We start from the raw sequence: 23,910 nt of genomic DNA on the forward strand, positions 1-23,910 counted from the left end.
GTGTCCGATGAAGCGTGCATTGATAGTTGAATTTACGAAAATGAATGGTGCCGGGAACGATTTTATCGTAGTGGATAACCGGTTTTATGAGTTTTCGGTTTCAGAACTCTCACAGATCGCTCAACAACTATGCCCAAGGCGGACTGGGATAGGAGCAGATGGAGTACTGGCACTGGCAACTGCTGAGCATCCAGATACAGATTATCGGATGATCTATGTCAATGCTGATGGCAGTGAAGGTACGATGTGCGGGAATGGAGCACGTTGTTTGGCCAAGTTTGCATTTGAGAGCGGGTTTCATAAGACCACCGTACACATGCAGACAGCTTCAGGGATCTGCGAGGTCCATGTCTCCAGAGATGCGCCGGTGCGCATATACTTGGAGGCCCCCCGGGATTACGATAGTTCTGTTGAACTGAACAAGGAGATCCCGGGAGCAATCACTTCAGTACATTATCTGTGGCCTGGAACAGAGCACCTCGTATGTTTTACGTCCGGTGTCGACCAACTGCCGGTAGAGCGATGGGGACAGCGACTGCGTCATGATCCTGTACTTCGGCCGGAAGGAGCGAATATCAATTTTGTTACGTTGGATCCTGAGTCACCAGACACAGGGATACATGTCCGGACCTACGAAAAGGGGGTAGAAGCAGAAACACTAGCCTGCGGAACCGGTGCAATCGCAAGCGTGGTCGCTGCACGAAAATCCGGACACATTTCATCAGATGTCTGCAATGTGCAGATGCTAGGGGGAACGCTGACGGTAGGCCTAGAAGAGGATCGTGTATACTTGGAGGGACCTGCTGAATTCGTCTATCGTGGTTCTATGGAGCTGGACATTCCCGAATAAAAGAAACTACATTTGGTCTGCCTGCGTAATGGCGGTGACTCAAAAAAAAACTTCCATAATATGAAACACGCACTGCCAATCATGAGCGGGTTGCTTATGATTTTGATTCTTGTAGCAGCCAGTGGCTGCAGAAGTAATCCGAATATTGAAGGTGCCAGACTTGACTTACGCAATAAAAATTATCAGCGTGCACTCACCAATATCAATAGAGCCTTGGAAAACGAGCCCAATAATTCAGAAGCATTTCTCCTAAAGGGAGATATCCTTTCTGAAATGCTCCCTGAGGTATCGGACGGCGCTGAGCGAACCGGGTATGTGGGAGAGCTGATTGGGGCTTACGCTCAGGCAGTGACACTGGCCCCAGAAAATAATGCACATGTGACAAGGCAGCGGTTCATTTTGTACGGTAATGAGTTCGCTCTGGCAATGGAGGCATATCAGGATGCAGATCAGTTGGGGGGACACGAGCGTGCAAACCAGTTCACGGCAGCAGCACGCCATTTTCGGAATGCTTCAATGATCATTCCAGATTCTGTGAGTGCACTCATTAATGAAGCCCATGCGTACTACAACGCTGGGCAGGCGCAAGAAGCCGCAGATGCCTATGAATCGGCAATTGCCTTGGGACATACAGATCGTGATCTATTTATTTATTTGGCACGGACATATGAGTTGATGGCGGTTGAGCTTGTTGATCCAGACGCACAACCCGGCTATTACCGTCAGATGGTCAGGACCCTACAAACAGCACGGCAGCATTACCCCGGCGATGGAGAGATTCGAAAGTTGCTGCTGAATGCATATGCAATGTCAGAGGTGACTGCGGAGGCGTTACCCTTTTTTGAAGAGATCTTTCCTGTGGAACAGGATAATCATATCTATCTCTATAATTATGGCACGTTGTTGTTGCATCAGGAAGATTATGAAGGTGCAATCAGGATGCTCTCAGGTGCAGTTGCACTGGACTCGTCCTATGTGAATGCCCTTTTTAATCTTGGAGCAGCCCATGTGAATCTCGGGGTTCAGGTTGACAAGAGTTTTCAGGCGGTAGAAGATTCGTTGCAAGGAAATGGCAGAAGGATTGCTCCAAGTGAAATTGAGCGACTGGAAGCACGAAAAGAAGCCATAGAACAGTCAAAATCGGAGCACTTCAGTCAGGCGATCACACACCTAGAGTCTGCCAGACGCCTACTCGAGAATGATTTATCAGACCTCGGCAGTGTTTGTCATGCGTTGTATCTGGCCTATGCACAGACCAACCAAAGATCTCGTGCAGAGGAGGCCAGCATCTGTGCTAGACAGTCGGGGCGTTAATTACCCACCAAATACTACCAAACCCATGCGTTTTGCAACGAGGGCCGTGCATGCCGGTCAAAAACCGGATGAGGCTACCGGTTCAGTCATGCCGCCGATCTATCAAACCGCCACCTACAGGCAGCCGCCCGCAGGCAGCACGACTGCGTATGAGTATGGACGGGCAGCAAACCCAACCCGGACGATGTTGGAGGAGAATCTCGCGAGCCTTGAAGGTGCAGCACATGGGATTGCTTTTGCCTCAGGGATGTCTGCAACCGACGCGATCTTGCGGGCGCTGCGCCCCGGAGATCATATTGTTGCCTCTGAAGATATGTATGGGGGGAATTATCGCTATTTGAAGCTTGTACTTGCTCCCATGGGAGTACAGGTAACCTTTACGGATTTGACCAGCATGGATGCAGTGATGCAATCACTGAGGCCTGCAACCAAGGTAGTCTGGATGGAATCTCCTACAAATCCCCTGATCCAGGTTATGGACATTCAAGCCATTGCCGCATGCGCTCATTCGGTAGATGCATCGGTCGTGGTAGATAACACGTTCGCTTCACCGTACCTGCAACAGCCGCTCTCTTTGGGTGCGGACCTAGTCCTTCATTCCACGACCAAGTATCTTGGAGGCCATTCTGATCTTGTCGGCGGTTTTGTGTGTACGAACAACGAAGAGTGGGCAGATCATTTACGTTTTCAGGTTAAGTGCGTCGGCGCGATCCCCGGTCCGATGGATTGTTTTCTAGTGCTCCGAGGTGCAAAAACCCTTCATGTCCGCATGGAACGCCATTGCTCCAATGCACAGGCGGTTGCGGCGTACCTTGATGGCCACCCGAAAGTCGCCCAGGTCAATTATCCGGGGCTGAAGTCAGATCCGGGACATGGCTTGGCAAAAAGGCAAATGCTGGATTTCGGGGGAATGTTGTCTGCCACACTCAGGACATCTTCATCGCACCAGACACGAGAGGTTTTGCATTCGCTGCGAGTCTTCACGTTTGCCGAGAGCCTTGGCGGGGTAGAAAGCCTGATCGGGCACCCTGCAACCATGTCGCACGGTGCCCTGACCCCGGGGGAACGTGCCAGCCTCGGAATAAGCGATCATCTGATTCGCTTATCCATTGGGGTTGAAGATTCCGAAGACTTGCTCGAGGACCTAGAACAGGCACTTGACAGGATATAGAATCTGCCTACACGGGCTGAGGTCTGTTTCTAATCCTCGAAGTGCAATGAGCTTTTGGAAACGGAGGAACCTTCCACCACCGGATGGTGAGGGTAGACGTTACTGCAGAGGCAGTAAATCGGTTCTCAGATCCTCAATTTCCGCAGATTCCCGAAGCGTAGTGATCCAGCCCTGGAGAACAAGGTTCCGCTGATCTCTGGTTAGATCAGCCAGCAGGTTATCGAGTTCGTCGTCAGAGATTTCAGGAGGTTCGCTGACTGCATTCGTTCGGATGACATAGGCTCCATTATCTCCGGTCAGTACCCCGGAATCTTCTCCGGCATCCAGTCCCAGAGCTGCGCCAACAAACCGATAGTCCCGTCCTAACCCACTGACAACAGGATTGTCGAAAGATACGCCCGAAGCAAGCTGTGGACTCAGTCCGAGAGCATCGGCAAGTCCATCAAATCCTCCCGAATTGTAGGCGGATTGCAACCGATTTATCTGATGGTCACGCTTCTTCTCCAGAAGCGCAAGCTGCCTCACCTGCACTTCGACCGTCTCCAGCGGCTCGTAGCCCGCAGATTCGATGCCAACGACATGTACGACCAGTGCAACTTCATTGAGTTCAATGACGGGGCTAATATCTCCAACGTCTGCGTCACGCAAGAATGCTTCAATCGAAAAACTTTGACCGAATCCTGGAATAGATGTCTGTCCGTCTTGGATCTGCAGGGACTCAATCGCAGTGCCACGCCGTTCGGCTTCACTCGTAAAATCACCTTCCTCTTCGGCGTAGTAGCGCAGATCTTCCAGGGATTCCTGGATATCGTTCAGCGTCGCAACGGATACATCGATGGCGTAAGCCAGCCGGGATAATTGGACATCCACGGGTGCCCGGTGTGTAACTTCAATCAGGTGGAATCCAAAGCTTGTCTCAATGGGACCGACCAAGGTTCCAATGTCTGCTCCAAAGGCAGCATCTTCAAAGGCTTCAACCATTCGGCCCGGTCCAAACCATCCAAGATCTCCACCATTCGAGCCACTCCCTGGATCGTCGCTCATCTCAATGGCGACCGCTTCGAAATCTTCTCCTGACTGGATCCTGCGCCGAATATCCTGTATGGAGGTCCGTGCGGCAGCAGGATCGTCATCAGAATTCACTAGGATGTGGCGTGCACGGACATGGTTCTCCTCGGCGTCACGCGTTGCTGCAACCTTGATCAGTTGTGCCTGACCATTTACGATAATCGGACCAATGATATCTCCCTCCTGGGGCACCGTGCCTTGTTCGAAGAGTGCGCTCAACTCAGCTGGTGACAAGGTGGAGCCACCGAGAAAATTATCTGACCAGTTCACCTCACTGGCAGACTGGGCAAGGAACAGTGAATCGTTATCGGTCTCTTCAAAGCCTTGACGCAGCCGCTCGATCTCTTGCATGATTGCAAGTGTGTCCCCCTGGGAGGGCAATCTAGAGAGCGATGCAATCTGAACAGAGTAGAGTCGTTCTCTAGCGTAATCTTCCCGGTTATCCGAGTAATACCGAGATACGTCACGGTCGGTAACTGCGACGAGGGAGTCCGGTACGTCTGCATACCTAAGGAAGAAAAATTCAACATCTGCACGTTTTTGCTCAAGCTCCCAGGTTGCTTTCGCATCCGCCTCTGATACGCGCACAGACGCTTCCAAAAGCTGATTCAGCCGCTGCTCACGGCGCTCATACCGAATAAATTGCTCTAGTTGGATGAGCATCGGTGTCTGAGCCGGGTCATCAATCACGTTTTGCAGGATCGCACGATTGATCCCCCCCTGGCCATCAGAAAAATTTTGCCGCACAATCCAATGGGGGTTCTCACCAACAATGAGTTCCCGAACCTCAGTGTCACTGACTGTCACACCAATCTCATCCATCATGTGTTCGCGCAGCCTGTCTTCCACCAGCGCATTGAACGCCCGTTCACGTTCAACCTCCAACTGCTGAGGTAGTACGTTTCCGTTATTGGCGCGTCTTACCTGTTCAAGCTGTGCTTCCAGCTGTTGGCTGTAAACCTCCCGGGTGATGGGATCACCATCAACTACAATCACTTTTCCGAGAGGGTCCGTGCCGATGGTGTCAAAAACACCGGAGTCTTGAAGTACCCAAAGACCACCAAAAGAAATGACGAGAATCCACAGGACGATGCCCGTGTTTTCCCGCATGCGATTCATTGTACCCATTGGGCGGATTACACGTTAGTTTGATACCATAGACGGTACTGAGTTCCAAGACGGAACTTCCAGAGAATCAGGCCGATGCGACGGGATCAACATGAACCATCTTGCGGTCTTTGCGTCCACTCGAGAACCGGATAATTCCCTCTGCACGAGCAAAGAGCGTGTCGTCTCCGCCCCTGCCGACATTTATGCCTGGGTGGATTCGCGTGCCTCTCTGACGCACAATAATACCCCCAGCCGAAATGTGCTGGCCGGCATATACCTTGACACCAAGCATCTTGGGCTTGGAGTCACGACCATTCTTAGTGGAGCCTAGTCCTTTCTTATGTGCCATAATAACTCTTGTCTATTTTCCAATGGAGAGCGATGAAATCCGGATCTGAGTGTACTGTTGTCGGTGGCCGCGCTTCACCTTATAACGCTTGCGGCGTTTTTTCTTGAAAACGACAATTTTATCTCCTCGGACATGCTGAATCACCTCTCCGACAACCTGTGCGCCGGCAACATGAGGGCGTCCAACCTTTATGTCGTCCTGATCAGCAACGAGAAGGACTTCGGGAAAATGAAGCGTATCCCCCTCTTTGGCCTCCGCCTCGTAGGGAATAAAAAGTGTATCTTCCTCGGCAACTCGGTATTGCTTTCCGCTAATATTGACAACTGCAAACATTGGTTCTGGTATAAGAGCGTCAACCCGACGCGCAAATTTTCGGTAGCCCGATGTTATGCTTTGACATTTAAGAGGTTCCCCAGTTTATTCAGATGATACTAACTGATCCATCTAGCGCAGAACAGGTGCGTGTCGGCAAGGTACTTTGCATCGGTCGCAACTACGCCGACCACGCCGCAGAAATGAATGCCTCAGTTCCGAAGCAGCCGATCATTTTTCTGAAGCCATCTACTGCGATTATACGCATGCCGGACTCAATTCGGCTCCCTTCGATGACCTCGGACGTGCACCATGAAGTGGAATTGGTTGCCATGATCGGACGCAGCGGCAGGGATATTCCGTTGAATCGCAGTCTTGAGTATGTGACGGCCTATGCGATCGGATTGGACATGACGGCACGGGATCTGCAATCTGAGGCAAAGAGGAAGGGCAAGCCCTGGAGTGTTGCGAAGGGGTTTGACACATTTGCTCCCCTTGGAGAACTAGTTTCCGCCGCTGAAATCGGCGATCCTCAACAGTTGAAGCTGACGTTGAATGTCAATGGTGTTACGAGACAGCATGGAGATACACAGGATATGATTTTCTCGGTTGCTCACCTGATCTCGTACTGCTCTCAAATCTTCACGTTGGAGCACGGTGACTTACTGTATACCGGTACTCCTGAAGGAGTTGGTCCGGTTGTGAAGGGGGATCAATTGGAAGCGATCTGTGATTCGCTGCCCCCGCTCACAGCTACGGTCCTTTAAGCGCCTGCTTGACCGCCAGGATGACTGTATCAATCTCCTGAATAGCGAGGTCCCGGTGGATTGTGGCTCTGATTGTATCGGTACCTACTGCCACCATCGCTATTGCCTGGTCACGGAGGCGTTTCAGCAGGATTTCGGTTGTGAGTTCTGCATCTGCGAGTGAGATTAGGACGATATTGGTCTCTGGAGTACGAACATGAATGGAGGGAAAAGCGGCCAAACCATCTGCCAGCTGCCGAGCATGCATATGATCCTGTTCAAGGTCGGGGAGATGATGTTCGATTGCGTAGAGACCGGCCGCAGCCAGAATACCTGTCTGACGCATTCCTGCCCCTAGCTCTTTTCGGCGCCGATGGGCGCGCCGAATCATTTTTTCCGTACCCGCAAACACGGATCCCACTGGAGCTCCCAATCCCTTGGAAAGGCATACCGTAACCGTATCAAAGGGGGCTGCATACTCCGTCATCGGGATTTGGGTGGCAACCGAAGCGTTCCACAATCTGGCACCATCGAGGTGGCATGCCAGCCCATTTTCGTGTGCACACGCAGCCAGCTCTTGTAATTCTGTAAGCGGATTCAGCAGTCCTCCGGCAATATTGAGTGTATTTTCCAGGCAGAGCAGAGTGGAATTTGATTCCCAGTAATGGCCGTGCCGCAACGCATCCAGAAGTTGGCGTTTACTAAACCGGCCGTCGTTTCCCTCGATGACATGTAGCGTAACTCCGCTTAAGCTGCTGGCGGCCCCGGACTCATAGTTAAAGATGTGGCTTTTTCGTTCAACGATCACTTCATCGCCGGGTCGGGTATGTACATGGATACCCAACTGGTTCCCCATCATCCCCGACGGGACAAAGAGAGCAGCTTCTTTGCCGAGCAGGTCCGCGACGGTGTTCTGGAGCGCCTTGACGGTCGGATCTTCTCCGAAGACATCGTCCCCCACTTCGGCTTGTACCATGGCACGGCGCATCCCCGCAGATGGGCGTGTCACCGTGTCACTGCGCAGGTCAATCATTGACCGTTTCGAGTGATCTCCAGAATCTTCACGTGCAATTCTCCTGCTGGTACATGGATGATCGCTTCTTCACCGACTCCCTTCCCAAGGAGTCCCTTTCCGATAGGACTAGTAATCGGAATTCGGCCGTTGGATATATCTGCCTCGGGAGCAGACACCAGCGTTACGACTTTTTCCTTGCCGGTTCGTGAGTTTCTGAAGCGTACGGTAGACAGGATCCGGGCCTTGGAGGCATCCACATCATCTTCGTCGAGAACACGGGCCTCCGCCAGGGTATTCTCCATTTGGGCGATACGTGCTTCAAGCTTTCCTTGGGCTTCCTTGGCTGCGTCATATTCGGCATTTTCTGAAAGGTCCCCATGTGCACGGGCTTCCGCGATTTCATTCGAGATGCGCTTGCGTTCCACCGTACGCGCGTGATGAATGTCTGCTTTGAGTTTATTAAGTGCTTTTTCAGTGAGATAAACGGGCATTACATACTTAGGTCATTATCATTACCATCCTACACGCCGCCTTCTGAGACTGTCAGGAGGCTCTTCTGACGTAATAGGGGTAAGCACTGAATCCTGGCCCACTAGGACGCGTCGTCCAACCCAGTAGGCTCCACTCCAGTACGGTTCATCCATACGTCCGATAGATACTCCATCTTCCGGCCAAGCATGTAGAAACTCCTGCGAGCCAAGGTAGATTCCCACATGTCTCGGCATGCTGGTTGGTCGGAAGAAAACAATATCACCCGGCATGAGGGAGGCGCGTTCAACTTCTTTGCCGAATCCTAGTTGCCGCGCCGTTGAGTGGGGAAAGGACAGCCCGAGAATTTGGTCAGCTACTGCCACAACAAGCCCGGGAGCATCGATTCCCGACCTGGAACTTCCGCCTTCCAAGTGCGGGGTTCCCTGCCAGGATACTGCAAAGGCACGCAATTCCGACTCGATGGCTGCGGAAGGTATGGCGGGGTTCACGGAAGAAACTGCCTGCAACGGCAAGGGCTCTTGTGTACGCAGTTGCTCGGTCTGAGAGCAACCCGCGAGGCAGACGCCGCAGAGAAGAACGTATGCACGCATGGGATGAATGATTTGGCGAACGGCTGGTGCAATTCTTGAACCTGGCTCAGAGGATCAATCCTAACCCCTCAATAGTACACGCAGAGGGCTAGTTCGGTTCATCATCTATTTTTACTATGCCATATCCAGAACATCTTGTATCTCCAATGCGCCAGGAACTCACCCGATTGGGTGTTGAGGAATTGCGAACGGCTGGGCAGGTGGCGAGTGCATTTGATATGACCCCCAATCAGACGATGCTCCTGGTGGTCAATTCTGTGTGTGGGTGCGCTGCAGCCATGGCGCGTCCTGCTGTTGGCTTGGCCATGCAGAATGAAACTCAGCCGGATCGGGCGGTAACGGTTTTCGCAGGGCAGGACCTTGAGGCGACGGCCTCTGCACGGGATTTTTTAGTTGGCATTCCTCCGTCGTCCCCGTTTATGGCCCTTATTAAGGGTGGGGAGGTCGTGTATGTTGTCGAGCGCAGACACATTGAAGGGCGCAGTGCCGAGGCAATTGCAATAGATTTAGTCCAGGCATTTGATCGGTTTTGCGGAACCGATGAGACCGCAGAAGACGGCCCTGAGAGTCCCGAAACGGTGGGCAGCTACGCCGAAAGTCCCATTTCGTCGTCATTTCGTTCCATCATCCGCTGATTCGAGCATTGGTCGTTTTACACAGATCAATGCAGGTCTTGATCGCTGGTTCTGAAGCTTTAGTGAGCTTGTCCGGCGACGTGTGTCCTGGTGGTTCGGGAGTTATAACCAAATAAGTACCGCAGAGTCACCTGAAACAACGAGCGGGTTCGGGCGCCTGCAGGGTGAGTGATGTGGGGGTGATTCAACACATTTCGCATTGTAGCACTTATGCGAAGTCGGTTTTCCCAGAATCTTTTTTGTGCTGTCAGGTGAAGGTGAACCGTACTAGGCAGTCGCATTGCATAAAACTCTGGGTTTTCTTCGGCGGCCCTCTCGAACGCATGCCATGCACTCGCACCAACGTATCGAAACCGCAGATCCAGGCTGAACCGATCATTGGGGTAGAACTCCCCTCGCATGCCCACCTGCAGACGATGATGCCATGCATCACGGAAGGTATGCATGCTTGACCACGGATATGCATACGTGCCGTAGATCTTGAGTGTGAGCTGCTGAGTCAGAGGATAATGAATCCGCAGATTCGTGCGGGCAATATTTCCCACGGTAGGCACGATACTGGTTACGGTTTGCAGGTGGGTTCGGGCTGAATCCAGCGTGAATTCGGTGAACGGACGCACAGAATCCGTGAATCTGCGCACTCCACCGCTGAGGTGCAGTTTGATCCTGTCTCCTGTTGTCCAGTCCAGATCGGCAGAATAAAGGGTTTCTCGTTTGGGTGAGCTTGGGAGTTGGTAACGGAACTCAGCACCTCCAAGGCCGTGCCCACGCATGATCCAATGAACAAAATTAATTCGGGAAGCCAACGCCCGCCGCCGGATCAGAAATCGTAAACCGATACCGCTTTCTTCATGCCGTGCATGCGTAAACCACTCGTAGCCCAGGATGCCGTTATCAAGTGCGAGCGCAGACATGACTTTCATCCTGAAGGCAGACGCAGGGCCAGTCTCGAAGATGGCGTCCAAGCGCAATGCACTAAGGCCGTCACGCTCGAGATTGGGCCCAAAGCGTCCATCGGCGAGCACCGCACTGGCTCCATACTCCAGCCTTGATGTGCGAAGAGAGGTGCGTGCATAGAGTTGTCTCTGCGTAAACTCAACGGACACAGACTCCGGGTTCGGTCGCGTAGTCAGGGCGGTTGAGTTGCCCGACAATAAATAGCTGAGTTTATTTCGGAAAAAAGATGCCGACGCATATGAGATCTCCTGATCTAAGGGAATCTCTCTTCCCATGAAGGGAAGAAATTTCAAGTCTTCCACTCGACTGGTGCCCGCGCTGATTCTGTGGCCAAGTAGCCGTGCACTGAGTCCTAGTGCCCGGTGAAGAATACGTGCATCTTTTTCGCCTTGATAGAGCTGGAGCACTCTCGGGTGAATGCGTGGGTCGGTTGCATGGTGTTCGTCCAAAGCTCCCGTAATCTGGACGAATTGATTTTCCGAGGCAATGGCCAGACTGCTATGGATCGTAGGGCCCGTGCGATCCACATTCGGCCCCCCAAAGTTCGTATATCGGTATGGGCCGGGATCACCAGTCTCGTTGCCCGCACTAAGCTGTCCGGCAAAGGTAATCCCGGTTTGGGGAACACATCGGGTAATCTGAATGGCACCGCCGGAAGCCAGAATTCCATGGATGACCACAGGATGCGCGTGCAGTTGTACTTCACAGATTTCCACAATCGTCAGAGGCAGTGCGTTGAGGCTCTGCTGGTTCAGTGCCTGTAGATTAATCGGTTGCCCGTCAATGAACAGACTCCAGTCAGGGCTGGCCTCCCAAGAAGTACCTAGCGGAGCAATCGTCCAGTGATATCCTTCAGTAGAACTGCCAACCCAGTCATCTGCGAGTTCCAGAATATCACTGAGCCGGGTGATTCCCGCTCTAACAAGATCATCCGCAGTCAGTACCTGGGCCGAGGTGCTGAAGATCCCAGATCCAAGTGCAATAAGGGCACAGAAACAGGTCTTCCACCAGCAACGCATTATTCCAGAAGGGTTTGCAGGAATATTCCTGTGTTTACCTGGAGACCAATCCCTGCGGAAATAAACCAAAGACGCATCAAGGGTCGAGTCTGAACGCGAAGGTACTCGGCCTGACCAAACAAAAACCATTTGCGACCAAGATCCAGTGAGGCCAATACTCCAATACTGCCGACAAAGTCGCTCTCACGTCTTTCTCCAGAATAGCTGGTGACGGATTCGTCAAATGACATCCGGTAATTCCCGAACCCAATTCCCGGCTTGAGTCTAATCCGAGTAGTCACTGGAATTTTAAGTCTCCAGCCAGAACTGATCCAGAGCGCTCCAAATCCAGGGGCTTCAGCGGCACCATTGAAGCGGTGAACTCCTAGGTTGACCTCCCAGTCCCCCGCATAAAATGGCGTGGCAGCAGATACTTTTACCCCGTTTGCAGGGTGCCAGTAATCGTGTAAAAGATTTCGACTCACATTTTGGGTTCCCTGAACACGGAGTTCCAATCTGCTGAAGGGAGCCTGTGCGAGACAATCAGCAGTGATCAACATCAGGGTCAGGGCGGCCAGAATGTGTCTCACGAATCCCAAAGCTTGATAGTCCTGTCAAGTGTGAGTAGGATCCCGGCGTTGATGAGTCCTACGAATCGATGTTGATTGTTACCGGACACATTAATGCCCCCATCTGCAGCAACCCACCACCAATGCACAGGTTGATACGTGAATCTCATGGATCCTCGGAAGGTAGGCTCTATGTCACCATCCAAGAGATTACGCACGGATTCTGTTTTTGCGGGGAATGGTTGGCGCATATCCCGCTCGCCCTGAAGCAACAGGTCCACCTTCGGCCCAAACCGTAATCCCCGAACCCGGTGATCCATGTAAAATTCAAGAGACAAAGACGTATGCACATAGTCGCTGAACTGAGTTGCCAGCCCCCGATTGAGATGGATATACTGCCCTTCAACCTGGGGTGCATTGTAGGCTCTTGAGGTGACGGTTTCCAGAGTCAACTTCAAGTCCGCTTTCGGCAAGGCATAAGCGGCAGAACCAGTCAAAACGAAGGTAATGGTCTCCGGCCCTGTATTCGCCTGTAGACGAATATCATCAACCATGAATTGTCCCTGAAGCGTGAGGCGTTTGAACTGTGCCCATAAGAGTCCTGCCAGAAAGCCATTATTATCATCATTTTTCGGAACGTTATCGACGACAAATGTGAATGGATTGACGGGGTTAAGATATTTCAGAGAGAGTGAAGCCCCTGGGCCTGAATAGATCGCAGATTCCATGAAGCTGAGCATGAATTTTCTGGTCGGACGGTAATCCCAGCGATGGGCAGCGTGGAATCTGCGGGTACTGCCGAATTTGACGGAATCGTCGGCTGCCCGCCCGGTATAGTATCGCCCGTCGACAGCACTGTCGAGTTCGCTCAGAATAGCAGTCACTGATGCACGATCGCCTCCAATTCGTAGGAATACCTGATCACGGCTGCGTGCGTTGCTACTGATTATCGTGGAGGCATCTCCAGAGGATCCCCAGTGCACGTCCCATCGGCCGATGTAGGCAGATAACCAGCGGTGATTCCAACCGACATAGGAATGTTCGCTTCGCGCCATCAGGCGCAGTCCAGCATCGATACCGTCTGGGTCCCGGTCATAATAGCGGCTGTGAAACAGGGACATTTCTGCCACCACAGGTCCGGCATCCAGGTAGCCGCTAGCCGCGGTGCCGTGCCAATAGAAATTGATTGCATCTCCTTGGGGGCGCACAGGGTCGATGCGGTCACTGTTGATCACATCTGTTCCCGCCATAAATGTATATCCGACCGCAACCTGATCGTCGGAGGTTGAAGGTGGCCGGAGCTTTTTCCGAAGTAGATCTACCCAGTGATGTTCTGAGCTGTTCAGCCTTGTAGTGTCTATTTGACTCAGTGCATCCCATATCTCTTTTCTTCGATAGGGCAGGGATGTTGGATTCAAGTCCAGTAAGTGTCCCCGGCGTTGAAGTCGCACAATATATTCGTAGGCATAGTCATTCGTAGGCAGGAGACGATTGCCCTGAGCCAGGACTGGACTGGCCGGCAGTGCAAACAGGCTGCTAAGCAACAGGCAAAGCAGTACAGAGTACAGGAATGAGTAGCGATACAAAAATGCCATCACGGTGAATTCATTCATACGCTTCATCCTCAGTCTTGGAAGCCCCCATCCCGTAGATGAACTGACCAGATCTCGGAGCATGATCTGGAATCAGGCAAAGGACAGTCAGGTCGTTCTCTGCGTACAACAGGGGCAAATTCGTGACGGTGCAAGGTTTATGCATCAATTCATTAGCTTAATGTGACCTCCAGAAGTGCGGAAACAGGGGTTTGAAGTACGTATTTCGCGGTCGAATCAATTCAGATAGTCCAAACTAAGCACTAAAGTTGTATTGTGTTCATGTCTGTACTCATGGTTTTTGATGATCTGGGTTGTTCCATGACTGCAGGGGTTGTATGGGTACGGGAGGTAGATTACTCATGTATAAGTGTTTACAAGGTTGCTTGATAGATGTCCCGCAAGCTTGAATTTATCGCTTTGCTGATTACGGATATCGTTGCCACAGTAGCCTCCTGTATTCTTTACTTACGGATCAGGTTTCCAGACAGTTTTGCGATCCTTGGATTTGAGGGCTCCGAAGGGCAGATGATCTACCCTTTGTATGCCTCGTTGGCCCTCGCCCTCTTTTGGATTGTCATGCTCCTGTTCGCCGGGATGTACCGCGAACGACATGCGGCCAGTCGGATTGATGAAATTGTATCATTAGCGAAGGTAATTACGGTCGGAGTACTGATTCTTGTCTTCAGTATTTTCATCGACGAACTGGACACGAGGGGAAGCCTCTCTATTTTTGCGATCTACTGGGCCTCCGTATTGGGGACGGTTACATTTGGGCGGGTTCTTGTCCGCTCGGTGCAAAAGGCATTGATCCTACGGGGGTATGGGATGCACCGTGCACTAGTGGTTGGATGGCGGGATCAAGTCGAACGGCTATATCGGGATGTTGCCAAATATCCAGCCGCAGGCCTGCAGATCGTCGGAGCAGTGCGGTTAGGTCAACAAGATAATGGGACCTTCAACGGATCCGAAACAGAAGATGGAGAGACGGTACATGCCGTTGAGCGACTCCCGGATATGATTGACGATCTGCAGGTCCGGGATGTGCTGATCGCATTGGGATCCCAGGATCACAAGGAGCTCGCAGAGGTTCTGCGACTATGTGACGGGAAGAATGTGGCTCTCAAAATCGTCCCGGATTTCTATTCCGTGATCGGTGGTATGGCACGGACGGAACACATTTACGGCTTACCCCTGATTGAGGTACTGGCGACTCCGATGCCTGCCTGGGAGCAGTATACGAAGCGGTTGATTGATCTGATTGTCGCACTGGTCATTCTGGTTGTCGGGATGCCGCTCTGGATCGGGCTCGCCATTGCCGTGAAGGTGACATCGAAGGGAGGGGCAATTTACAGACAAAAACGTGTCGGGAAAAAGGGGCGTGTTTTTACCATGTACAAGTTCAGAACGATGCAAGTCGATGCGGAAGCGAAAACAGGGCCGGTGTGGGCTTCCAAAGATGATTCACGCTACACATCCGTTGGACGCTGGCTCCGCAAGACCCGCCTAGATGAAATACCACAGTTATGGAATGTACTGCGCGGTAACATGAGCCTGGTTGGTCCCCGTCCGGAGCGGCCGTACTTTGTAGAGAAGCTGATCGGGAAAGTGCCACTCTATAATCGGCGCCATCGCGTCAAACCTGGGATCACTGGCTGGGCCCAGGTGATGTGGCATTATGACAGTTCCCTCGAAGATGTACAGCAAAAGGTGAAGTTTGACCTGTATTACATTGAGAATATGAGCTTGCGAATGGACCTGAAAATTCTGTTCCGAACTCTGCGGGCCGTAGTATCTGGAGGCGGTCATTGAGTAAAATCAAACAGTTCCCCCACAGCGAGCTTCGTGAGTTGCTCCACGCACTCCTGGTTCCGCGTATCATTGAGGAGCACATGCTCCGACTCATCCGCCATAACCGTATATCAAAATGGTTCAGCGGTTATGGTCAGGAAGCCATTGCAGTCGGTTGTACTTGGGCACTGGAAGAAACCGATGTGATTCTGCCACTGCACCGAAACCTAGGTGTATGGACCACGCGAGAAGTGCCAATGCGACCGCTGTTCTCTCAGATCATGGGGAAAGCCGGGGGATATACCATGGGGCGGGACCGGACATTTCACTTTGGGCTGCCAGAAAAGCGTATCGTGGGAATGATCTCTCACTTGGGTGCCATGTTGCCGGTTGCCTGCGGGATCGCACAAGCGGCCCAACTCAAGGGCACGCACGAGATTGCCGTTGTTTTTTGCGGAGAGGGTGCCACGAGGGAAGGGGATTTTCATGAAGCCTGCAGTCTGGCGGGTGTCTGGAATTTGCCCGTACTATTTGTCATCGAGAACAATGGATACGGCCTCTCAACGCCAAGCGAAGAGGCGCTGCCTATCACCAACCTAGCCGATGCAGCACTTGGATATGGGTTTCCGGGAGTATCCATTGATGGCAACGATGTGTTGAGTGTTGTTACTGCGGTCCGCAGCGCCGCCGCACATGCTCGGGAAGGCAAAGGTCCCACACTTCTTGAAATGAAGACGTTCCGGCGCCGCGGCCACGAGGAAGCCTCGGGAGTCAAGTATGTGCCCAAAGCATTGATCAAGGAGTGGGAAGCGAAGGATCCGGTAGATCAATACACTGCCCAGTTGATCAAAAAGAAGGTCATTTCTCCCGAGGAAGTGAAAAAGATGCGGGACGAGATATCTGAGTCGGTGGAGGAGGCATCCGAGTATGCACTGGCGCAGCCGCTAGTGGAAAGCACTCCTTCCAGGGAAAAAAGTGCGGTGTATGCGGTTGGAAGCGAGTCGCTTCGCCAGCCTGGGGGCAAGCAGTCCGAACTCCGTTTTGTTGACGCAGTCTGTGAGGCGATGCGACAGGCAATGGAAGAGGATGAACGTGTCCTGCTGATGGGACAGGATGTGGCGGAGTATGGAGGGGTGTTTAAAGCTTCGGCAGGACTTTTGGAGCAGTTCGGGCCTGCGCGTGTACGCAATACTCCGATCATAGAAAGTGGGATACTGGGAGCTGCCTTGGGGCTGGCCTTGGAGGGCTTTCGCCCTATCATAGAAATGCAGTATGCCGACTTTATTTCGTGTGGGTTTAATCAGATTGTGAATAACCTAGCCACGACCCATTATCGATGGAATGCACCGGTGAATGTGACCATACGCGCTCCGTTTGGGGGGCATATCGGTGCCGGCCCCTTTCATTCCCAGTCCAAGGAAGCCTGGTTCTGCCATGTTCCGGGATTGAAAGTGGTGATCCCATCCACTCCCTATGATGCAAAAGGGCTGCTTCTCGCTTCCATTGCAGATCCGAATCCGGTTCTGTACTTTGAGCATAAGTATCTCTATCGCAGTCAGCGTGGGTTAGTACCAAATGCTGCGTTTGATATCCCCCTGGGAAAAGCGGCCTGCCTGCACCTTGGTGAGGATGCCACGATTGTTACGTACGGACTCTGTGTGCAGTGGGCCCTGGAGGAAGCGCACCTGCAACGGAAAAAGGGAGTTTCTATTGAAGTGATCGATTTGCGTACACTGTTGCCTTGGGACCAGGGCACAGTTTTGCAATCCTTGAAGAAGACAGGTCGTCTTCTGGTTTTGCATGAGGCAACCATGACGGGAGGCTTCGGTGCCGAGATTGCTGCAAGGATTACGGAGGAAGCGTTTGAATATCTGGATGCACCGCCGATGCGGGTGGCCAGCTTGGATACATCAGTGCCTTTTTCGATCAATTTGGAAACGGAGATTTTTTCCCCCCATGCGCGCTTGAAGGAAGCACTTGCGCAATTACTGGCATATTAGGCAGAAGATTTTCGTCCCATATCCACCTTGTCCCGAGACAGGTATATACGCAACGCCTCCTGAACTACTGCTCGGGTATTCTCGCTCATTTGATGCCCAAGCCCGCCCCGTCCACTGATCGATTTGAAGACGGTACGGCCGAAGTCAAGATCATTTGACAGGTTGCGAGATCGTGAGTCTGATGTAGGATATTCGCCAAATCCCTCCCGAAACCTCCACGGTGGCAGTTTTTGGATTCTTACGTATGACAACACCCGTTAAGGTCTGCTGTTTCCTGTTCTTGAATGTAACGGTCTCACCGACTTGAAGAGCTTTTTTAATGGCCTGCTGTTTTTCTGAAACCTCTGTAGATTCTGCAGCACAGGATTTTGGTCTGGCCCCAATACGGGATGCAATCGCTTTCCATTTCAGTCCGTGACCAGCATCCGATCCCGCCAGTGCGTGCGCAATCTCGTGGAGTATGACATCGGTTGTCTCGGCAGGTGTTCGACGTACAGATTGTGTCTGGCTTAGCAGGATCTGTTTCTTTCTGTAATTGCATGTACCCAGCCGTCGGAGTGAACCATTAAAACCGACCGACCAGTTCTGCAGTCCATGCTGGTCCATCAGTTTCCGGGCTTGCTTGGCAATTTTTGCTAATCGTTCTAATCGCTGATAACGTTCGTTGCTAGTTGCATCACTTACGTGATTCAGTAGGCCATAGGAGACATTCCAGATAGAGGTATCACAATCTACCACGGCGCGCTTTGGGTTAAGTTTTTTGATTGTACCGGTCTGGTACACATGGGGGCTGGTACTGAACTTCACCTGATCGCCAATATCAAACAGAACCTGCCAGTTTGCACCGTTACAGTCAGTCAGGATTTTGCGGTAGTTCATGTTATAGCAAACAATTCAATGCTGTGGCACGGTGCAGGCTTGCGAAGTTCTGGGTTGTTTTTTGGAAGTCTTACAGCTCATTGAATATTCTTTCGAATTCGATCCCCACTCCGATTTTATCCGATCACTTAAGGCGGTCATTGATATCGCGAGGGTTGCGTACACATCGTATACAAAATTACTTTTGGCAACTTTGGGCACTTTTTGCGTAGGATTGTGTTGATTTGTGTAGATCTATACGATAGGTACTAACTTGGACTGAACCTAGGTGTTAGTATGAAGGTGGGTAATATTGTTCCTATCTAACTATTCTCAACGCTTCACTACACAACAAACAGACCGAGGGTTGTTACCCGATTTCCTAGAAATCTTTCACAACTTGCTGAATTATGGTGCACGCTCAAATACATACAGACAATAATGACTTAGAACTTTTTCTTAGAGAAAGGACTTTTTCGCGTCTTGAAAGGGTGCAGATACCTGATCCGGTATACTATCCTGAGCCAGATTATTCTATAATGGACACTCATCTTGACACAATAGAGGATGTTGCTACTCTATTAGGACGATTAGATGTGTCATCCGAGGAAGACCGTAAATATCTAAAGGAGGTATGTGTTAAAGCAACTTCCATTCTGGAACATGTGGATCAACGTATAGAGAATATTAAGGCTTTGCCTGAATACGTAGAGTGGAAATCAAAGGCATGTGATAAGCTAGAATATCTTGCAAGTCGAATTGAAGATGTTGCAGAAACTTGTGCTTTAGCCTCAAGCGAAGAATTTGCTGACATGATAAAGACAGAAGTAGGAAATATTATTAATGTACCAGCGGATAATTGAAAAGACCAAAACATTTAACAAACAACTCAAGAAACTACACAAACACCAAGGGTTGAAGAGCGGGGTTGAGGAGAGATTAGACGCTTTAAATGCTAACGAAACACCAGATGGGGACCAATTCCCAAAATTACATGGATTCCCCGTATTCAAAGCAAGATGTGGTACGGGAAATATGGGACGAAGAAAAGGTGCGCGGATTGTATACTACAAGGATGACGCACGTTTTGTAGCCTTGTGCATTTATCTTAAGAGTGACAAAGACAACGTCTCCCCCAAGGAAATATTGAAGATTCTTAAGGAAAACAACCTTTTGGATTAGCAATCCTTTCCGACAACAAAGCCCCGCGGGCACCTAAACGAATCTACAGGACCAGCCTCGCGGTTTGTCAGGCCCGTGAGCGCCAATGATGCTTCCTTCCTAACATTCGGCAGCACATCCATCAGCAGTTGAACCTGGGCAGATTACTTAGAAGATGGATTCATCCTCGTAGGAAGTATCCAGTAGGAAATTGGGGAGGGAGATGTGATAGGTGGGATGGAATGCCCCACCTCCAACAAGCGCACGCGGCCCACTTCCGAAGTCAATCTGTTTAGGTTCCAAGAATTCTAACCAGTCGTGTTTGTGGCGGTCGGCGAAAACGAAAAACAGTCGCCGGACCTTAACACTGCGGCAGGCCAGCAAGAGTCTCATGAGCAGTTGTGGACGCAGCCTTATCAAGTGTTCGAAGATCAGGTCGACATATTCGAAATCTGAATTTCCACGCAATTCGGCAACCAATTCAAGGATTGCACGCTCTGGGCAGGATACTTTTATGGGCCAGTTCCAAATCCCAACGGTCCAGTTGATTTCTTTGTATGGCGTGGTACTATCAACAATTCCCACTGGATCGCCGCCGAATAGCGTTGACCTATGCAAAATGATATGATCTGCTTGGGATGCAAGGACAATTTAAATGAGTCGACCGCGGTCCAAATCTGTATTTCGCAATGGTCTTGGGCATCTTAATTGTCTGAATGAGGCCGTGTCGTGTCTTATGCTATCGTTGAAGATTCAATCTTGATCCACAATTTATTTTGGCTGGATCCATTCGGTGGTTTTCGGCTTATTGGCTCTATCCATGACATTCTTGGCAAAACGTAATAATGTACCCGCCCTGTTTCAAATATGACTACCCGAATTAACCATTCGGCGCGCATCGAGTAGAAGGACGTTCTATTGTGCAGAAGCAATAGTGTATCGAATGAAAATCACAACCAAATCGTTTGGGGTTTTATGTTACAAGTAGGAGATCAGGCGCCAGGCTTTACAGGACGATCAGGAGATGGGGAAGAGCTTCAGCTCAGTGATTTTTCCGGTCACAGGGTCGCCTTATACTTTTATCCCAAGGACGACACCCCCGGATGCACAATGGAAGCGTGTAGTATTCGGGATCATTGGGAGGCAATTCAGGAGGCAGGCATCGTGGTTATTGGGGTTTCTGGTGACAGCGTAAAGTCCCATCAGAAGTTTGCTGCGTTGTACAATCTGCCATTTCCTCTTGTGGCAGATACGGAAAAAGAGATCATGACTACCTATGGGGTTTGGGGAGAAAAGAAGATGTATGGAAAAACCTTTTTAGGTGTGAAGCGCACGACCTTCCTGATTGACGAGTCCGGTAAGATTGTTAAAATCTTCAAGCGCCCGAAAAACAGAATTCACGGCAAGGAAATCCTCGACGGGTTCGCACAATTGCAATCGCCGGGAACTCATCAATAGATCATCCCCAATAAATCGCATGGATGGGGTAAACACCATCATGGTGTACGAGTCTGTCATCGGTCTTGAGGTTCACTGCCAGTTGCTGACCGCATCCAAGGCGTTCAGTCCTGATTCTGCCGAGTTCGGAGCTGCTCCGAATCAACATGTTGATCCTGTGAGCCTCGGCCTGCCGGGGACCCTGCCGGTTCTCAATGCCAAGGTAATTGCACATGCAGTACGACTGGGTCTGGCCATGAACTGTGAGATTTCCGAGCGAAGTATCCTGGCACGAAAACACTACTTCTATCCGGATCTTCCCAAAGGCTATCAGATATCGCAATTTGAACAACCGATCTGCGCGGCAGGGCACCTTGACATTGAAGCGGGCCGCCGAATTGGGATTACGCGGATCCATATTGAAGAAGATGCAGGCAAGTCCCTGCATGATCAGGATCCGGTCCATACGCTTCTTGATTATAATCGCTGCGGGGTACCACTTTTGGAAATCGTTTCTGAACCTGATTTGCGATCAGGTGCCGAGGCAAACAGGTACATGCAGAAAATTCGTCAGTTGGTTCGATATCTTGAAATCAGCGACGGAAATATGGAAGAAGGTTCACTGCGCTGTGATGCGAATGTGTCTGTTCGTCCAAAGGGAACCCAGACACTCGGCACGAAGACGGAGATCAAGAACATGAACTCGTTTCGCCATGTGGAGCGGGCCATTGACTACGAAGTTCAGCGGCAGGTTGCCCTCTTGAGACGTGGAGAGAGCGTGACACACGAAACCCGCCTGTGGGACGATACATCCGCAGAGACCTTCCCCATGCGGTCAAAGGAAGAGGCACACGACTATCGCTATTTTCCGGATCCAGATTTGCCTCCTGTTCTGGTAACAGAAGCTGCCAAGGCAGCTATTGAAGAGGAGATGCCACGGCTTCCTGATGAGCGCTATCACGACTATGTTCATACATTGCAGTTACCTGAATATGATGCGCAGGTTCTGACCGACGAGCGGCCGGTTGCTGATTATTTTGAGCAGGCCCTGGAAGTGCTCCAATCCTCGGAATCTGATTATTCACTTCCTGATCGGGCAAAGGCACTGTCGAATTTTATTATGGGGGATGTGCTCAGAACCTGCAAGGAAAAAGAGGTTCGTATGGCGGATTTCCCGATTCAGCCCGAACGCTTGGCAAGATTGGCCCATTTGCGGATGGACGCTACGATTGGTTCTAGCGCTGCACAGTCGCTGTTTGAGGCCATGATCACAGATGATCGCCCCCCGGAAGTGATTGCCAGAGAACGGAACCTGATTCAGGTTTCTGATCGCAGTGTTTTGCATCCTGTTGTGGATCTGGTCCTGAAGGAAAACCCCAAACAGGTCGCATTGTATTTGCGAGGTAAGGAATCGATTATCGGGTTCTTTATCGGGCAGGTCATGCGTCGATTTGATGGAGCGCCGGATCCGAAGCTTGTTCATACCTTAGTGAAAGAAGAGTTAACCCGCCGCAGATCATGAAACGATCATTTATTCGAGCAAAGCAGGCAATATTGTACTCTATACTCATTACGGTACCTGGGCTGGCATGCGCCCAGGCCGAGCAGAGCCCGCAGCAGGTGCAGGTGCAGAGCTCGTTTGAGGGCATGCTGAGTATTCGCGCGGAGGTTGATCCGTCTACGGATTATCGTGGGTTCGAGGTTCTTGTGGCAGGAGACAATGCAGGTGAACCGGACACGCTTGGCTATGCGATCACCGACAGCACTGGTTCCTTCTCCATGCAGGTGAGTGCTCCGCGGCGTGGAGTGTACCGGTTGATCATCAGTCGGTTGGGGCAAATCCAGGCATCCGGTCAAATGGCAATTGCAGAAGGAGACTCCGCTTCACTGGTGGCGGCGTTCCCTTTACATGGAAGGAACTTACGTATCCGGTCTGCCGAGAATGCATCTCTGCAAGCGTATCAAAATATCCGTACACAGCACGAACAGGCGTTGGTTGAGCTTGTACAGTCGGAGGTATACGATGAGGAAGAGGTGCGTACCCGCGTTTCACAAACAACGATGATTCTATGGAATCTACAGCAGACATTCCCAAACTCTATGGGAGCTGAACTTGCAGTTGCGGAGTCAATCTTGATGGGGACCGGCTGGGATGATTCTGTTGCAGTTGCCCGGATGCAGCAGCTGCCCCCTTCAAATAGGCGCTACGGCGATGCGGCTCGGGCGGCCAGGAAGGCAAAGGCTCGCCTGGGTGGTCAGTTGGCTGCATTGGCACTGCTGGATGATCTGATGGAACGGGCGGTAACCGATCTCCAACGAGCGGAGATTGCATCCGAGCGCGTACTTGCCCATATAGACAGTATGGAGTTTGATGCTGCACTTTCAGTGACCGAAACCATGCAGGACGACTTTGAAGGTACACAGTGGGCCATATGGGCAGAACGGGCCGCGTACGAAGTGCAGAATCTGCTTCCCGGAATGAAAGCCCCCGCATTTGCGGTTCGAGAGGCCAACGGAGACTCCTTAAGGTTACAGGATTTGAGAGGCAGGCATGTAGTTCTGGAGTTCTATCGTCCGGAAGATGATTTGTATCAGCGGGAGTTACCTGGCCGTAATGATATGATTGTGGTTTTAGGGGCCGATCAGGTCGAGGTGGTCTCCATCTCCATGCAACCTGATACGCTGGTGAATGAAGCGTTTTTTGAAGAACGGGATGTCCCTGGACGGCATGTATATGGGGGACAGGAGGTTGCACAGAAGTACAATATCAATGTTCTTCCAACACGCTATCTCATTGACCCAGAAGGGAACCTTGTAAATAAGTATGTTGGAGGCACCATGGCAGCACTCCATGAATATTTGATGGGAATTTTAGAACAACAGGAACAGTAATCC

At 51.2% G+C, this 23,910-nt stretch carries 22 protein-coding genes; 11 read left to right on the top strand and 11 right to left on the bottom strand.

Annotation, left to right across the window (positions count from 1 at the left end; genetic code table 11):
• Window positions 1–7: 7 nt before the first annotated feature.
• Genes F4Y64_06105 through F4Y64_06115 form a run of 3 tightly spaced genes read left to right on the top strand, consistent with a single transcriptional unit; the run spans window position 8 to window position 3,335 of the window.
• The gene (locus tag F4Y64_06105) at window positions 8–850 is read left to right on the top strand and encodes a diaminopimelate epimerase (GenBank protein MXX97172.1); all 843 of its coding nucleotides are present in this window, start codon (window positions 8–10) and stop codon (window positions 848–850) included.
• A 60-nt stretch (window positions 851–910) separates the two neighbouring features.
• A complete protein-coding gene (locus F4Y64_06110) occupies window positions 911–2,164 on the top strand; it encodes a tetratricopeptide repeat protein (protein MXX97173.1) in 1,254 nt (417 codons plus the stop codon).
• A 25-nt stretch (window positions 2,165–2,189) separates the two neighbouring features.
• The gene (locus F4Y64_06115; protein ID MXX97174.1) at window positions 2,190–3,335 is read left to right on the top strand and encodes a cystathionine gamma-synthase; all 1,146 of its coding nucleotides are present in this window, start codon (window positions 2,190–2,192) and stop codon (window positions 3,333–3,335) included.
• A gap of 99 nt (window positions 3,336–3,434) precedes the next feature.
• Here the strand turns inward: F4Y64_06115 and F4Y64_06120 are convergent, their stop codons facing one another.
• The 3 genes from F4Y64_06120 to rplU all read right to left on the bottom strand — a co-directional run bounded on the left by F4Y64_06120 (window position 3,435) and on the right by rplU (window position 6,195).
• Window positions 3,435–5,531, bottom strand: coding sequence for a peptidylprolyl isomerase (locus F4Y64_06120; protein MXX97175.1), 2,097 nt, complete (start codon window positions 5,529–5,531; stop codon window positions 3,435–3,437).
• 67 nt (window positions 5,532–5,598) lie between these two features.
• A complete protein-coding gene (locus F4Y64_06125) occupies window positions 5,599–5,862 on the bottom strand; it encodes a 50S ribosomal protein L27 (protein ID MXX97176.1) in 264 nt (87 codons plus the stop codon).
• Between the two features lie 12 nt (window positions 5,863–5,874).
• Window positions 5,875–6,195, bottom strand: coding sequence for a 50S ribosomal protein L21 (gene rplU / locus F4Y64_06130; GenBank protein ID MXX97177.1), 321 nt, complete (start codon window positions 6,193–6,195; stop codon window positions 5,875–5,877).
• Window positions 6,196–6,287: 92 nt separating this feature from the next.
• On the opposite strand from rplU, the gene F4Y64_06135 reads away from it, so the two are divergent.
• A complete protein-coding gene (locus F4Y64_06135; protein ID MXX97178.1) occupies window positions 6,288–6,941 on the top strand; it encodes a fumarylacetoacetate hydrolase family protein in 654 nt (217 codons plus the stop codon).
• On the opposite strand, the gene F4Y64_06140 is transcribed toward F4Y64_06135, so the two are convergent.
• From F4Y64_06140 to F4Y64_06150, 3 genes are read right to left on the bottom strand one after another with little or no spacing between them, the layout of a single operon-like run.
• A complete protein-coding gene (locus tag F4Y64_06140) occupies window positions 6,928–7,953 on the bottom strand; it encodes a low specificity L-threonine aldolase (protein ID MXX97179.1) in 1,026 nt (341 codons plus the stop codon). The two genes, F4Y64_06135 and F4Y64_06140, sit on opposite strands and share 14 nt — an antisense overlap.
• Window positions 7,950–8,426: a transcription elongation factor GreA gene (greA, locus tag F4Y64_06145; GenBank protein ID MXX97180.1), complete on the bottom strand. Its 477-nt coding sequence runs from the start codon at window positions 8,424–8,426 to the stop codon at window positions 7,950–7,952. The genes F4Y64_06140 and greA overlap by 4 nt, the downstream gene beginning before the upstream one ends.
• Before the next feature lie 21 nt (window positions 8,427–8,447).
• On the bottom strand, window positions 8,448–9,017 hold the full coding sequence (locus F4Y64_06150) for a hydrolase Nlp/P60 (GenBank protein ID MXX97181.1): 570 nt from the start codon (window positions 9,015–9,017) through the stop codon (window positions 8,448–8,450).
• 116 nt (window positions 9,018–9,133) lie between these two features.
• Here F4Y64_06150 and F4Y64_06155 point away from each other — a divergent pair, with 116 nt between their 5' ends.
• Complete coding sequence (locus F4Y64_06155; GenBank protein ID MXX97182.1) at window positions 9,134–9,652, top strand: BrxA/BrxB family bacilliredoxin; 519 nt, start codon at window positions 9,134–9,136, stop codon at window positions 9,650–9,652.
• 59 nt (window positions 9,653–9,711) lie between these two features.
• On the opposite strand, the gene F4Y64_06160 is transcribed toward F4Y64_06155, so the two are convergent.
• From F4Y64_06160 to F4Y64_06170, 3 genes are read right to left on the bottom strand one after another with little or no spacing between them, the layout of a single operon-like run.
• Window positions 9,712–11,628 (bottom strand): hypothetical protein, encoded by a 1,917-nt coding sequence (locus F4Y64_06160; protein ID MXX97183.1) that lies wholly within the window; start codon window positions 11,626–11,628, stop codon window positions 9,712–9,714.
• On the bottom strand, window positions 11,628–12,197 hold the full coding sequence (locus F4Y64_06165) for a hypothetical protein (GenBank protein MXX97184.1): 570 nt from the start codon (window positions 12,195–12,197) through the stop codon (window positions 11,628–11,630). The genes F4Y64_06160 and F4Y64_06165 overlap by 1 nt, the downstream gene beginning before the upstream one ends.
• Window positions 12,194–13,852, bottom strand: a complete 1,659-nt coding sequence (locus F4Y64_06170) for a capsule assembly Wzi family protein (protein MXX97185.1) — start codon at window positions 13,850–13,852, stop codon at window positions 12,194–12,196. The genes F4Y64_06165 and F4Y64_06170 overlap by 4 nt, the downstream gene beginning before the upstream one ends.
• 309 nt (window positions 13,853–14,161) lie before the next feature.
• Here F4Y64_06170 and F4Y64_06175 point away from each other — a divergent pair, with 309 nt between their 5' ends.
• Together F4Y64_06175 and F4Y64_06180 are read left to right on the top strand one after the other, a co-directional pair.
• On the top strand, window positions 14,162–15,580 hold the full coding sequence (locus tag F4Y64_06175) for a sugar transferase (protein ID MXX97186.1): 1,419 nt from the start codon (window positions 14,162–14,164) through the stop codon (window positions 15,578–15,580).
• Between the two features lie 80 nt (window positions 15,581–15,660).
• Window positions 15,661–17,559: a dehydrogenase gene (locus tag F4Y64_06180; protein MXX97187.1), complete on the top strand. Its 1,899-nt coding sequence runs from the start codon at window positions 15,661–15,663 to the stop codon at window positions 17,557–17,559.
• A 150-nt stretch (window positions 17,560–17,709) separates the two neighbouring features.
• Here the strand turns inward: F4Y64_06180 and F4Y64_06185 are convergent, their stop codons facing one another.
• Window positions 17,710–18,438 (bottom strand): SprT family zinc-dependent metalloprotease, encoded by a 729-nt coding sequence (locus F4Y64_06185; protein MXX97188.1) that lies wholly within the window; start codon window positions 18,436–18,438, stop codon window positions 17,710–17,712.
• A gap of 389 nt (window positions 18,439–18,827) precedes the next feature.
• Between F4Y64_06185 and F4Y64_06190 the strand changes: the two genes are divergently transcribed.
• Complete coding sequence (locus F4Y64_06190) at window positions 18,828–19,280, top strand: hypothetical protein (GenBank protein ID MXX97189.1); 453 nt, start codon at window positions 18,828–18,830, stop codon at window positions 19,278–19,280.
• Between the two features lie 466 nt (window positions 19,281–19,746).
• On the opposite strand, the gene F4Y64_06195 is transcribed toward F4Y64_06190, so the two are convergent.
• Window positions 19,747–20,229, bottom strand: a complete 483-nt coding sequence (locus F4Y64_06195; protein ID MXX97190.1) for a hypothetical protein — start codon at window positions 20,227–20,229, stop codon at window positions 19,747–19,749.
• Window positions 20,230–20,553: 324 nt separating this feature from the next.
• Between F4Y64_06195 and F4Y64_06200 the strand changes: the two genes are divergently transcribed.
• The 3 genes from F4Y64_06200 to F4Y64_06210 are packed head-to-tail and all read left to right on the top strand — an operon-like array spanning window position 20,554 to window position 23,907.
• Window positions 20,554–21,036, top strand: coding sequence for a thioredoxin-dependent thiol peroxidase (locus F4Y64_06200; GenBank protein ID MXX97191.1), 483 nt, complete (start codon window positions 20,554–20,556; stop codon window positions 21,034–21,036).
• A 40-nt stretch (window positions 21,037–21,076) separates the two neighbouring features.
• On the top strand, window positions 21,077–22,537 hold the full coding sequence (gene gatB / locus F4Y64_06205) for an Asp-tRNA(Asn)/Glu-tRNA(Gln) amidotransferase subunit GatB (GenBank protein ID MXX97192.1): 1,461 nt from the start codon (window positions 21,077–21,079) through the stop codon (window positions 22,535–22,537).
• Window positions 22,534–23,907, top strand: a complete 1,374-nt coding sequence (locus F4Y64_06210) for a redoxin domain-containing protein (protein MXX97193.1) — start codon at window positions 22,534–22,536, stop codon at window positions 23,905–23,907. Before gatB ends, F4Y64_06210 begins: the two co-directional genes overlap by 4 nt.
• Window positions 23,908–23,910 lie beyond the last annotated feature (3 nt).

This window comes from Rhodothermaceae bacterium (genome assembly GCA_009838195.1).
Lineage (GTDB): Bacteria > Bacteroidota > Rhodothermia > Rhodothermales > Bin80 > Bin80.